This is a genomic window from Gordonia soli NBRC 108243, from assembly GCF_000334455.1.
Classification (GTDB): Bacteria; Actinomycetota; Actinomycetes; order Mycobacteriales; family Mycobacteriaceae; genus Gordonia; species Gordonia soli.
The window spans coordinates 48814-59943 of sequence record NZ_BANX01000041.1; the positions used below are offsets into that span (position 1 = coordinate 48814).

At 67.2% G+C, this 11130-nt stretch carries 24 protein-coding genes; all 24 read left to right on the forward strand.

All coding sequences use genetic code 11. The features are described 5' to 3' along the window. The first annotated feature begins 1 nt into the window (after window position 1). The 24 genes from GS4_RS23090 (at window position 2) to GS4_RS23180 (ending at window position 10957) form a co-directional block, all read left to right on the forward strand. Window positions 2–364: a hypothetical protein gene (locus GS4_RS23090; protein WP_157226736.1), complete on the forward strand. Its 363-nt coding sequence runs from the start codon at window positions 2–4 to the stop codon at window positions 362–364. Next, on the forward strand, window positions 361–696 hold the full coding sequence (locus tag GS4_RS25720) for a hypothetical protein (RefSeq protein WP_007625152.1): 336 nt from the start codon (window positions 361–363) through the stop codon (window positions 694–696). The genes GS4_RS23090 and GS4_RS25720 overlap by 4 nt, the downstream gene beginning before the upstream one ends. Next, window positions 693–1622 carry a YqaJ viral recombinase family protein gene (locus GS4_RS23100; RefSeq protein ID WP_007625154.1) on the forward strand — a complete coding sequence of 310 codons (930 nt, stop codon included), beginning with the start codon at window positions 693–695 and terminating at the stop codon, window positions 1620–1622. The genes GS4_RS25720 and GS4_RS23100 overlap by 4 nt, the downstream gene beginning before the upstream one ends. Continuing rightward, window positions 1619–2767 carry a recombinase RecT gene (locus tag GS4_RS23105; protein ID WP_007625156.1) on the forward strand — a complete coding sequence of 383 codons (1149 nt, stop codon included), beginning with the start codon at window positions 1619–1621 and terminating at the stop codon, window positions 2765–2767. Before GS4_RS23100 ends, GS4_RS23105 begins: the two co-directional genes overlap by 4 nt. Next, the gene (locus GS4_RS23110; RefSeq protein WP_007625158.1) at window positions 2767–3030 is read left to right on the forward strand and encodes a hypothetical protein; all 264 of its coding nucleotides are present in this window, start codon (window positions 2767–2769) and stop codon (window positions 3028–3030) included. Before GS4_RS23105 ends, GS4_RS23110 begins: the two co-directional genes overlap by 1 nt. Further along, window positions 3017–3532, forward strand: coding sequence for a hypothetical protein (locus GS4_RS23115; RefSeq protein ID WP_007625160.1), 516 nt, complete (start codon window positions 3017–3019; stop codon window positions 3530–3532). The genes GS4_RS23110 and GS4_RS23115 overlap by 14 nt, the downstream gene beginning before the upstream one ends. Next, window positions 3532–3666, forward strand: a complete 135-nt coding sequence (locus GS4_RS26350; RefSeq protein WP_281169234.1) for a hypothetical protein — start codon at window positions 3532–3534, stop codon at window positions 3664–3666. Before GS4_RS23115 ends, GS4_RS26350 begins: the two co-directional genes overlap by 1 nt. After that, a complete protein-coding gene (locus GS4_RS23120) occupies window positions 3663–4415 on the forward strand; it encodes a hypothetical protein (RefSeq protein WP_157226737.1) in 753 nt (250 codons plus the stop codon). The genes GS4_RS26350 and GS4_RS23120 overlap by 4 nt, the downstream gene beginning before the upstream one ends. Continuing rightward, window positions 4412–4774: an ASCH domain-containing protein gene (locus tag GS4_RS23125; protein ID WP_007625163.1), complete on the forward strand. Its 363-nt coding sequence runs from the start codon at window positions 4412–4414 to the stop codon at window positions 4772–4774. Before GS4_RS23120 ends, GS4_RS23125 begins: the two co-directional genes overlap by 4 nt. Continuing rightward, on the forward strand, window positions 4774–4935 hold the full coding sequence (locus GS4_RS25725; RefSeq protein WP_007625164.1) for a hypothetical protein: 162 nt from the start codon (window positions 4774–4776) through the stop codon (window positions 4933–4935). The genes GS4_RS23125 and GS4_RS25725 overlap by 1 nt, the downstream gene beginning before the upstream one ends. Next, window positions 4926–5213, forward strand: a complete 288-nt coding sequence (locus GS4_RS23130; RefSeq protein WP_007625165.1) for a hypothetical protein — start codon at window positions 4926–4928, stop codon at window positions 5211–5213. Before GS4_RS25725 ends, GS4_RS23130 begins: the two co-directional genes overlap by 10 nt. Next, entirely contained in the window at window positions 5213–5887 is a 675-nt protein-coding gene (locus GS4_RS23135; RefSeq protein ID WP_007625166.1) for a DNA-methyltransferase, read from the forward strand. Before GS4_RS23130 ends, GS4_RS23135 begins: the two co-directional genes overlap by 1 nt. After that, complete coding sequence (locus tag GS4_RS23140) at window positions 5884–6144, forward strand: helix-turn-helix domain-containing protein (RefSeq protein WP_007625167.1); 261 nt, start codon at window positions 5884–5886, stop codon at window positions 6142–6144. The genes GS4_RS23135 and GS4_RS23140 overlap by 4 nt, the downstream gene beginning before the upstream one ends. After that, window positions 6144–6290: a hypothetical protein gene (locus GS4_RS25730; protein ID WP_157226738.1), complete on the forward strand. Its 147-nt coding sequence runs from the start codon at window positions 6144–6146 to the stop codon at window positions 6288–6290. Before GS4_RS23140 ends, GS4_RS25730 begins: the two co-directional genes overlap by 1 nt. After that, complete coding sequence (locus GS4_RS23145) at window positions 6290–7279, forward strand: DUF5131 family protein (RefSeq protein WP_007625168.1); 990 nt, start codon at window positions 6290–6292, stop codon at window positions 7277–7279. The genes GS4_RS25730 and GS4_RS23145 overlap by 1 nt, the downstream gene beginning before the upstream one ends. Further along, on the forward strand, window positions 7279–7437 hold the full coding sequence (locus GS4_RS25735) for a hypothetical protein (RefSeq protein ID WP_007625169.1): 159 nt from the start codon (window positions 7279–7281) through the stop codon (window positions 7435–7437). The genes GS4_RS23145 and GS4_RS25735 overlap by 1 nt, the downstream gene beginning before the upstream one ends. A 33-nt stretch (window positions 7438–7470) precedes the next feature. Next, window positions 7471–8457, forward strand: coding sequence for a hypothetical protein (locus GS4_RS24985; protein WP_007625171.1), 987 nt, complete (start codon window positions 7471–7473; stop codon window positions 8455–8457). Then, the gene (locus GS4_RS23155; protein ID WP_007625173.1) at window positions 8454–8849 is read left to right on the forward strand and encodes a hypothetical protein; all 396 of its coding nucleotides are present in this window, start codon (window positions 8454–8456) and stop codon (window positions 8847–8849) included. The genes GS4_RS24985 and GS4_RS23155 overlap by 4 nt, the downstream gene beginning before the upstream one ends. Window positions 8850–9063: 214 nt before the next feature. Beyond that, entirely contained in the window at window positions 9064–9378 is a 315-nt protein-coding gene (locus GS4_RS23160) for a hypothetical protein (protein WP_040511619.1), read from the forward strand. Beyond that, entirely contained in the window at window positions 9375–9524 is a 150-nt protein-coding gene (locus GS4_RS25740) for a hypothetical protein (protein WP_157226739.1), read from the forward strand. The genes GS4_RS23160 and GS4_RS25740 overlap by 4 nt, the downstream gene beginning before the upstream one ends. Then, window positions 9524–9688, forward strand: a complete 165-nt coding sequence (locus GS4_RS23165; protein ID WP_007625177.1) for a hypothetical protein — start codon at window positions 9524–9526, stop codon at window positions 9686–9688. The genes GS4_RS25740 and GS4_RS23165 overlap by 1 nt, the downstream gene beginning before the upstream one ends. Then, window positions 9685–10269 (forward strand): hypothetical protein, encoded by a 585-nt coding sequence (locus tag GS4_RS23170; RefSeq protein ID WP_007625179.1) that lies wholly within the window; start codon window positions 9685–9687, stop codon window positions 10267–10269. The genes GS4_RS23165 and GS4_RS23170 overlap by 4 nt, the downstream gene beginning before the upstream one ends. Next, the gene (locus GS4_RS23175; protein ID WP_007625181.1) at window positions 10266–10742 is read left to right on the forward strand and encodes a hypothetical protein; all 477 of its coding nucleotides are present in this window, start codon (window positions 10266–10268) and stop codon (window positions 10740–10742) included. Before GS4_RS23170 ends, GS4_RS23175 begins: the two co-directional genes overlap by 4 nt. Further along, window positions 10742–10957: a hypothetical protein gene (locus GS4_RS23180; RefSeq protein ID WP_007625188.1), complete on the forward strand. Its 216-nt coding sequence runs from the start codon at window positions 10742–10744 to the stop codon at window positions 10955–10957. The genes GS4_RS23175 and GS4_RS23180 overlap by 1 nt, the downstream gene beginning before the upstream one ends. Window positions 10958–11130: the final 173 nt, after the last annotated feature.

Below are 11130 nucleotides of genomic sequence, written 5' to 3' on the forward strand. Positions count from 1 at the left end.
GATGACCGCCGAGCAGACGACCATCACAGCCCGCGAGATCGCCGAGTGGGTATCGAAGTTCGCCACCCTCGACGAGGATCACCGACCTGATCGTCCCGACAGCTGGGAGCGCCAGGCGGTCTACATCGCCCACGGGCTGCCCAACTCGGTCATCGGATTCGCGCTCTGGTCGCTGAGGCTCATCGGCACGGGCATCGAACGGCACTGGTCGCGCAACATCTCCACCCCGGCGGAGCTACTGCGCTCTCTCGGTGTCGATCTGACCGACGGGTGGGCCACATGGTTCGACACGATCGCGCAGGCCGAGGACTCCGGCAAGACCTGGGGCGAGGCGCTCGAGATGGCGGGGGAGGCCCCGGAATGATGACTGCCGTTCACCCAGCGGCGATCGACGCGGCCCTACCGAGTCTCGACGCCGAGGTTGCCTGCGAGGCGATCGCTTGCAGCCATCCAGAGCACCAATGCCAGACGCCGGCCCGGTGGCGAATCCGGATGCACGGCGCGCGAGATGAAGCCGACCACCGCGCGGCGCGGTGCAGCACCTTCGCTCTTCCGGTCTGCGACCCACACCTGGGGGACCTGAAGCGAGTGGTCGCCGACGACCTTGCCCGGCATAACCATCCGCTGCGCTGCACGGGCTGCGGCGCGGAATTCGCTCAGGTCTCCGACGTGATCCTGGAGGTGCATCCGCTGTGACCGTCACCCAGATCGCCAAGCCCCCCGCGCCCGGTACGCCCGAGTGGCTACGCCAGGTCTCGCCGTCGAAGATCCCCGCCCTCCTGGGCGTCTCGCGGTTCAAGTCGCAATACACCGTGTGGCACGAGATGGCCGGCCTGGTCGAGCCCGCCCCGATCAACGAGGTGCGTCAAGACGACTTCGACTACGGGCACGCCGCCGAACTCGCCGCCCGCGAGTACTGGCTGTACAAGAACCCCGGGTGGCGACTCTCACGCGGCGAGGTCGCCTACAGCAACGACGCGGTCCCGTTTCCGAACCTCGCGACCCTCGACCTCCGGGCCTCGCGCGGATCGCTGCGCAAGGTCGTCGAGGTCAAGACAGCCCGCGATAAGGAGGAGTGGGGCGACGATGGGTCCGGCGATGTGCCGAACGACTATGCGGCGCAGGTGATCGCGCAGCAGCACATCACCGAGTGGACCGACGAGCCGGCCGACATCGTGGTGTGGTTCCAGTACGGCAAGCCGAAGATCTACCACGTCGAGTACTCGGCCCAGCTGGCCCGCGCGATGTTCGACCGCGTGGCCGACATGTGGCCCACGATCGTCGCCCGCACACCTCCGCCCGCCCTGGATGACACGGTCTCGACCTACGAGACCGTGCGGGCGCAGCACCCCGACATCGACGGGACCACCGCTGTCCTCGATCCGATCCTCGCCCGCGACTTCCTCACCGCCGACGCCGATCTGAAGGACCTGACGAAGCAACACCGCGGACTCAAGACGCGGGTCTTGAACTCGATGGGCAACGCGCAACACGCGGTCGCGGGGACACCCGAGTTGCCCATCGCTCGCCGACAGCCCGGAGCGCGTGGGGCTGTCTCACTCTTCTCGATCACCAAGACCGATCCCGACGCCATCACGATGAAGGAGACCAGCGCCGCATGAGCAGCACCGAGATTGCCACCACGACAGGGGCCGTCGCGACACAGCCCACCTCGGACCTCGCGATCCAGCCGAACCAGACCGAGTTCACGTCGGTCCAGCGCGCCGCGCTGGCGCAGCTAGGCATCGAGGAGGCCACCGACGAGGACGTCCAGGTCTTCTTCCACCAGGCCAAGCGCACCGGCCTCGACCCGTTCGCGCGCCAGATCTACATGATCGGCCGACGGACGAAGGTGAAGGAATGGGATCCGAACCAGCGTAAGCAAATCGAGAAGTGGGTGATGAAGCAGACGATCCAGATCGGGATCGACGGGTACCGTCTCGGCGGTCGTCGGATCGCCAGCGCCCTGGGGATCAAGCTCGAGAAGGATGGCCCCCACTGGCACGACGGCAACGGCTGGGTCGACGTGTGGCTCGACCCGGCCCGACCACCAGCCGCCGCGCGGTACTCGATCACCCGCGACGGCGAGACCTTCACCGCCACAGCGATGTACAGCGAGTACGTCCAGACCTACAACACGCAGCAAGGGCCACAGCCCAATTCGATGTGGTCCAAGATGCCCGCCAACCAGCTGGCGAAGTGCGCCGAGGCCGCAGCCTGGCGGCAGGCGTTCCCCGACCAGTTCTCCGGCGTGATCTTCGAGGATGCGGCCCAGCACACCGTCATCGACGCGGACGTGATCGAGGAGGAGCCGAAGACCAAGCAGGGCAGCCGCGGGACCGCGGGTCTCGCCGCCGCCCTCGGGGTCGACGAGTCGACCGCCGACGAGCCCGAACCGCAGGACGGCCCCGTCGGCACGATCGAGTCGGGCCTCATCTCGGCTGAGCCCAGCGAGACCCCCGAGGACGAAGCCGACTCGTCGCACGAGCCCAGGCCCGAACCGAAGAAGCCGACGCAGAAGCAGATCCACGCGCTCAACGCTCTGCTGTCCCAGGCGGGGCTCACCAAGGCGGAGAAGAAGGGGCGCCAGATCGTCGTCTCGTCGTTCCTGCCGAACCGCGAGGACCCGGCGGCGGCCCTGACGGCCGACGAGACCGAGCACGTCACGACCCAACTGTCTGCGCTGGTCGAGAACCAGGGGGAGCAGGCGCTCATCGACACCGTCGAGGCCCTGATCCAGCAGCACGACCAGCAGGGGGCCGAGTGATGGCCGACGACGACCAGGGATTCGACGACATCGAGCTGGCGCGCAGCGCGGTCGCCGCCGCGTCTGGCCTGGAGCCCGTGCCCGCCACCATCCAGCTCGCCACCGCCCAGGTGCACGCGACCCTCGCGGTCGCCAAGGCCGTCCAGGCGCTCGCCGCGCAGAGCGCCCCCATGGTGATCGACCAGTCGGCGCCGAAAGTCACCAGCCACCTCCACACCCCAGCCTCAAATCAGAAGGAGAGCCTCCGCTATGGCACTCGCTAAGAACCCGCCGGCCGACCTGCCTTCCACCGAGACGAAGCCGCTGATCGAAGAGGCCTACATCTCGATCGCGACTGGCGGCCTCAAACTCGAGAACCCCCCAGCGAAGAACAAGTCGATCGTCCTCATCGTCAAGGGCACCTGCAAGGGCATCAACGACGAGACGATGAAGGACGGCGAGGACAAGGTCACCCATAAGATCGTCGCCGACTCGATCTACGAGCGCGGCAAGGTCCCGATCGTCGATGAGGGAAAGCCGAAGGGGCTCTTCGACTTCGTCTCCGACGAGAAGCTGTGGGAGCTGGCGAAGGACGCGGCCACCGAGCGCGGCGAGCTGATCGACGACGTCGTGACGGCGTTCCTCCGCAAGTACGTCGACGAGACGAACACGAAGCACCGCGCGGACGCCGAACCCGAGGCGCCGGCCACGTCGGCCCCCGACACGAAGGCCGACAGGAGCAAGGTCGAGCGCCCCGCATTCTCCGACGACGGGAAGAAGTCGTGATGCGCGCGCGGGTCACCGTCGATGACCTACCCGCAGGCATCGACCAACACGACGTCGAGAACGAGATCATCATCGCCCTCGGTCTCCACTTCAGCGACCACCAGATCACCGTCGAGTTCGAGGCGGCGGCGTGATGCGACCGACCTACGACGAACTCCTGGCGCAGAGGCGGGAACTGGAGACCGATCTCGCCGAGACCGAGAATGCCAGGGCCGCAGCCGTACGGCGCGAAACCAACACGGCGCGCGACCTGGAGACGACCGCGACCGAGCGTGGGCAGTTCGGGCAGCACCTCAGCGATGTCGGCCGCGCGCTGGGGCTGTCCAGGACGGGGTTCACCTACGCCGACCTCGCGCGTGAGGCCGGGCGGCTCAAGACTCGGGCCGACGATCTCACGCGGGTGGCGGACGTGCTGGCGGAGGACGGCGTACTCGATCACCCAACCCCCGGCCACCTCGTCCGGGCGGCTCAGCGACTCATCCTCGACCGGGACTACTGGAGGTCGAGGGCCGAGAACGAGACGCTCGAACTGCCCGCGCCGGATCCCACCAACGCTGAGCATCTGCGTTGGGCGGCCCACATCGTCGCTGGCAACCGAGCGTCGTCGCCCGATGTCGTCGCTGGCAACCCAGTCGAGCGTGAACCGGTCAGCGCCTACACCCTGCGCATGTACGCCAGCAGGGTCGAGCAGGCCGAACGCCGGGAGCGCGAGAAGGCCGTCCATCGCGGCGAGCTGATCGACGACGTCGCCCAGCTCATCGAGGCGTCGGTCATCTCGGTCCTCGCGATGGTCGGGGCCAAGCCGACGCCGGGATTCGATTACCGCACGATCGCGCGCGAGTCGCTGGAGGCCGTCGGGCTACTGAAGGCGGACGCGTCATGACGTTCTGGACCGTGAACCTCACTCGCGCGCAGGCCAACATCTTCGCCCGCACCGGCGGGATGGTCCTCCTCACCCTTGACGGCGACTACCAGAAGGGCGACACGCTCGCGATCTACGAAGGCGTGCGGCACATCAACCAGTTCTCGTGGTCGCCGAGCACCGTCGAGCACGTGTTGAAGCACGCACCCGGTCTCGAGTCCGGCTACGTCGTCCTCACGCTCAACAACCGGAAGGCCGAACGCGCCGAACGGGAGGCCGAAACGTCCAGGGGACTCGCACTGCGCCGTGAGCGCTCGAACGTCGCCCTCCGCGGCCAGATCACGAAGCTACGCCGCCAGCTGGCGGGCGGGGGTGCGTGATGTTGCAGGTCATCCACGACAATCCCGAGCTGATCATCATCGTTCTGCTCGTCGCCGCGTTCGTCATCGCGTGGGTCGTGTGGACCGTCGAGGTCGTCTGGATCGCGATCGTGATGATCCGGTCGGCCATCGCGCGGAGGAGGTCACGGCGATGCCCCTGACCCTCTTCTCCGTCTGCCCGTGCTGCAAGAGCTACGAGCCGAACGAGCACCTACTGAGGACCAACCATGGCATCGAGGCCGACGGCAGCCTCTGCGGCTATCAGGTCGGCGCGCACCCGAGTTTCGGGTCCGAGTGTGTCGCACAGAATCTCGTCCGGAACCACATCGTCTACGCGCTCCGCGGCGGGCGTGATCCGTCGCGCGACATCGCTCGCGGTCGCGAGTTGGGGCTGGACATCGACGCGATCGTGCGGGCCGAGAGCCTGGGGGCCGCGTGATGGACCCGTACTACTCCGACGACCAAGTCACGCTCTACCTCGGCGACTGCCTCCAGGTCGACGCGTGGACCTCTGCTGACGTACTCGTCACCGACCCGCCCTACGGGTTGGCATTCCAGTCGAACCGTCGACTTGGCGCCAAGCTCACCCGGATCGTCGGCGACGAGGGCACCGCCGCGCGAGATCGCATGCTCGAGCTGTGGGGTAGCGGTCCCGGTCTCATCTTTGGCCGCTGGAGCGTCGCCGCGCCGAAAGGTGAACGGCAACGCCTTATCTGGTGGAAGCAGGGAACACCCGGCATGGGTGACCTTTCGATCCCCTGGGGCCCGGCGCACGAAGACATTCACCTGCTCGGCAACGGGTGGGATCGCGAGAAGACCGGGCATGTGCGCGTCGGATCAGTCATCACAACCCAAGGTGCGCGCGGTGGCGCGGCAGGCGAGGAGAACGCAACCGGTCACCCGACGCCGAAACCGGTTGGGCTGATGGAGAAGCTGCTGGACCGATGCCCGCCCGGTGTCGTTGCCGATCCCTTCGCTGGATCCGGATCGACTCTCATCGCTGCACGCAACCAGGGCCGCCGCGCGATCGGGGTCGAGCTCGAGGAGCGCTACTGCGAGATCATCGCGCGCCGACTCGACCAGATGGCCCTCGACTTCGGCAGCGCCTCATGAACACCGCGAGCCGCGACCGTGCAGCCCGCCGACAGATCCTCGTCGGCGAGGCGGCGGCTCGGGGACTGTCGGCGCCGGCCATCGCGCGCGAGGTCGGGACGACCGTCGCGACGGTCCGGAAAGACCTGGAGGCCATGGGGTTCTGCGTCCCGTCGGCCCGCCGGGGCCGCCCGCCCAAGTGCCCACACGGCCGCCAGAGCGGCACCGACCGGTGGGGCCGTAGCCGTTGCCGAACATGCGAGAAGGAGGCCCAGTGATGGAGAACGACACCAAGCGCAGGCCGAAGACCGTCGGCGACACGATCGGCCGCCAGGAGGACGACGGGAAGGTCACGTTCCGGCGGATCGACGGCGTCCGACGTGACCGGTACGGCCTCGTGGTCTTCTCGACGGCGGTGCGCTGATGGCCACGAAGATCGAATGGACCGACGAGACATGGAATCCCGTCACCGGCTGCACGAAGCTGAGTCCGGCGAGTCCGGGGTGTGAGAACTGCTACGCGTCGACCTTTGCCGAGCGGTTCCGCGGGACCCCGGGCCACTACTTCGAGAACGGGTTCGACGTCCAACTCCGACCCGACAAGCTCGACCAGCCGCTCCGCTGGCGTCGGCCGCGGAAGGTGTTCGTCAACAGCATGTCCGATCTGTTCCACGAGGCGGTCCCGGACGAGTACATCGCGCAGGTGTTCGCCGTGATGGCGCTGGCACCCCGGCACACCTTCCAGGTGCTCACGAAGCGCCATGGGCGGATGCGGTCCTTGCTCGGCTCTGCGGACTTCGCTCAAGCCGTCGCGGATGCTGTCGCATTCGACAGCGATCTTCCCACCGATGGTGGGGCGTTCTCCGTCGCGGACTGGCCACTGCTGAATGTCTGGCTCGGTGTCTCGACCGAAAACCAACAGTGGGCCGACATCCGCATCCCCGCGCTCCTCGACACCCCGGCCGCCGTCCGGTTCATCAGCGCCGAACCGCTTCTCGGGCCAATCGAACTATCGGTCGATGCACTAGGCCGCTACTACGGAGGCGACCCACGCGAGGATGAACCCGGCCTTGACTGGGTGATCGTCGGAGGGGAGTCCGGGCGCGGGGCGCGGCCGATGAATCCGGATTGGGCGCGGGAGTTGCGTGACCAGTGCGTCGGTGGCGGTGTGCCCTTCCTGTTCAAGCAGTGGGGCGAGTTCCAGCCTGTGGTCCCCGACCATCCGGACAATCGCTCGGTCAACGACTATCTGGTGTCCCCGAAGAACGGCGACGCCATGAGGATCGGGGACTATCCCCACGCGTCAGGCCTGGTGCCCTCGCACTTCGCCACCATGCGCCACGTCGGAAAGAAGACCGCTGGCCGCGAACTGGATGGCCGCACCTGGGACGAGTACCCGGGCGGTGAGGGCTGATGGGCTGGAAGTGGGAGGTTCTCGCTTGGGCCAACCTGGGCGACGGCTACCGCGATTACGTGCAGTACGAGGGCAACTCGATCATCGGCGCCCTGCGGGCCGCGTGGGACGCGAAGCGTAACGGCGTCGGATGCATCCGCCTGGTCTGGAGGGGCTAATGCCGCAACCTGTGACCGCAGAGGAGGTGCCGAGTGGCACGTGATCACGCGAGGATCTACGTCGACATCTGGGGTGACGACGACTGGCTCGACCTCTCGATCGACGCCCAGCTGCTCTACCTCACCCTCTACACCAGCGCGACCCTGTCGCTATGCGGGGCCGGTGACTGGCACGCCGGGCGACTGAGCGGCCGAGCGAGGGACTGGACGCGCGAGCGGGTCAGCGCCGCAGCGGCCGAGTTGTCGCGCGGCCTGTTCGTCGTGATCGACGAGGACACCGACGAGTTCCTCATCAGGTCGTGGATCAAGCACGACGGCCTCTGGCGCACCCCCAACATGGCCGTCTCGGTGGTGAACGCGCGCTCTCAGCTCGCGTCCCGATCACTGCGCGGCGTCGTGGTGTTCGAGGTCCTGAAACTGCGCGAGGGCGACCCCACTTCGACGTCGTGGGAGAAGCCCGCGGTAGCCAAGATGTTGACCCAGAAGGCGATCAACCCGGCCGAACTGGAGCCGTTCAACCCCGACCCCAACGGTGGCCCTAACGGTGGCTCCAACGGTGGTTCTAACCCCAGCTCCAACCCTTACGATTCCTTACCCCTAACCCATGGGGTTAACCCCGGCTCCAACGGTGGCCCTACTACCGCTACCGCTATCACTACCGCTACCACTACCAGTTCTCTCTCTCCCGAAACCGACGGCGTAGGACTCGAAAGAGAGAGCATCCCAGACCAATACCCGATGATCCCGATCCCGGACGACTGGTCGCCCAACGACCTCCACCGCGCCAAGTGGCCACGGCTCGACGTCGACGCCGAGGCTGAGGCGTTCAAAGATCACCAGACCGCGTCCGGGCGTCTGTGCAACCGACGAGCGGGATGGGATGCGGCATTCAACGGCTGGCTCCGCCGAGCCGCCGGGAGCGCGCAGCAGAAGCCCGGCACGTCAAAGGCCGACATCTGGGACGCGAGTGTCATCGACCCGGCGGACGCGACCGCCACGGCACAGCGGAGGCTCTCGTGAGCGACGTCACCTCGGATCAGGTCGCGAACGCCGGCCGCGTGCTGAAGCACACGGCGTTCGTCCACCGCCGGACCGCGATCCGCCCCGCATCCGACACCGAGGCGAAGCAGATCGCGATCGTCTGGGCGCGGATGTTCGCCCGCTACAAGCTCGAACTTCCTGAGCTGCTCGAAGCGGTCGAGCGGCGCGCGATCAAGTTCTCCGACGCCCCCGAGCCGGGCGAGATCGTCCAGTGGGCGCGCGAAGTTCGCCAGGAGTGGGCCTCGCGGGCACAGGCGCAGCCCGAACAGCGGGCGATCCACGAGGCGAAGATCGACCGCAAGATCGCCGATTACGCAGGCGGTTTCGGACTGAAGCTCGACGGGCCAATGAGGCCGGAGACGACATCATGACGGATTCAGAATTGCAGCGGCGCGCCGACGCTCAAGCTCGCAGGGATGCCATCGCGAATTGCGATCTGTGCGACGAAAGCGGCCTGGTGTCGGGGACGCAGCGTGGCGACGACGGCGAGATGCGCGACGCCGTGTGGCGTTGCGATCACACCGACCGACCATTGCCGGCGCGGTTCGTCCCCGACCCGACGCGGAGATTCGGGAGTGGGCGATCATGACCGGCCTGACGCCGGATCTCGCCCGGCTCGACGCGAGTCTCACGGCCCCGCAGTGCGAGTGCCAGTGCAAGGGCGGGTGCAAGCGAGATGCCGCGCGGGCGCTCCGGGTTCACGACTGCCAGGACCCGCTCGCCGACGAGCGCCGCCACGTCGTGATCCTCATGTGCAAGACCTGCTGCGCCACGTTCGTCACGAGGCATCGCTGGCATCTGATCTCGATGCGCGCCCGTGGCGTCCAGATCGGGTGCATCGTGTGCGGCCTGCACTATCACCAGATCGAGGACTTCATCTCGGAGGTGACGGTGCTGTGACCCCGACACCGGAAGAGCAGATGCGGGCCGAGGACCCCGACATCGCCGACGACCCGACCGATCTCGAGACCAACAGGCGCGCGCTTCGGTCGATCTGGCGCCGACTGCGACGTCGGTTCACGCGCTGGTGGATCGGGGTGCAGTGATGACCTTCGTGATGACCTACAGCTACCCGTTCGCCACCAGCTACACGCCGGGCCAGGCGCGCCACCGGGTGGAGCTCAACCCCGACAGCCGCACGTGGTGGGCCGGACAGTCCGACCGGATCCGCACGCGACTGAACCTCGAATCGAAAGGACGGCAACCGTGAGTCACATCGTGGGCCTCGACCCGTCTCTCACGTCCTGCGGCATCGCGATCCTGGGACGCGACGGCGACGAGACCGTCGTGCGAAAGCTCCGATCGCCGGGCCATCGGAGCGTCAACGCGAAGGACTGGCGTGAGCGCTGGCACCGCGTCGTGACGCAAAGCCGCTTCGTCCTCCAGGCACTCCCGTCCGACATCGACCTGGTGGTGGTGGAGGACATGCCGTCACACCAGAAACCCCAACCGGCACTCGGTGACCGATGGGCCTTGTGGTTCGGACTGTGCACCGAACTCGACGCCCGGGGCATCCCGGTCGCGGTGTGTAATCCCGCAACTCGCGAGAAGTGGGCGACGGGGAAGGTCGTTCGGGGACTGTCGGACGACGTGCGGAAGGCCCGGGTGACGACCGCCGTCCGCGAGCAGTGGCCCGGCGTCCAGGTGGCCAATCACGACTGCGCCGACGCCCTCACGCTCGCGGCCATGGGGGCGCTGAAGCTCGGCTGGACACTGCCGTTCGAGATCAAGGATCGCCACCACGAGGGCCTGACTCACGTCGCGTGGCCCAAGGAGATGAGGAGAGCATGACGAACCCCAGCGGATACACGATGGCCGAGCTGGCCGCGTGGCGAGACCTGAAGTGGTCAAGGTATAACCACCTCCTCGCCGGCTCGCTGACAGATCTCCGATCGGCTCGCGAGCGTCTGATCGACCGCGGCCACGACGCCGACGTGGTCGACCGGATCGCACTCCCGTCCGACTACCGGGCCTATGTCGGCCGGTATCGCGAGTACTTCGTGAGCGACGAGGAACGCGAGCCCGAGCTGAGCACCCGCGACCACCTGATCCGGTCGTGCGGCTACCCAGCCGACAAGGTCGATGCCTACCTCGCGGAGCGTGAGGTCGAGGCGGCCGAGAATGCCCGCCGACGCGCCGAACGTGAAGCCTACGAACGCACCTGGCGATACCGCGCACGCCAGGCATGGCGCGAAACCCGCCGGCGCGTGCACGCGGCCTGGTGGGTCCTGCTGCACGGCGAATGCGATCGGGAGGACTGGTGATGACCGCAGCAGACGAGCAACCGCAGATGTCCGAGGACTTCCCGCGTGTCACGGTCGACGACGTGAAGCTGATCCGCAACGCCGAACGGCACCACCTCGCATACCTGTTGGAGCAGGACGGGAACACCCTCGTGAGCTACCTGAGTGACCCGAAGGATGCGGTCGCTCTGATCGCCTATCTCCTGCGCCTCGAAGCGAATCGGAGTGTCCAGTGACCGCAGCAGACGAGGCACGCCAGAAGCTCGAAGGCGTCACACCGGGCTGGTGGAACGCGACCTGGGACGTAGCTCTCCAATGCTGGTTGATCGAAGCCCAGCAGCCCTCAATGAGCGACCGTCGAACGGTGGCGATCGTCGTGGCGATCGTCGACGCCGGGTTCTTCCCTGAC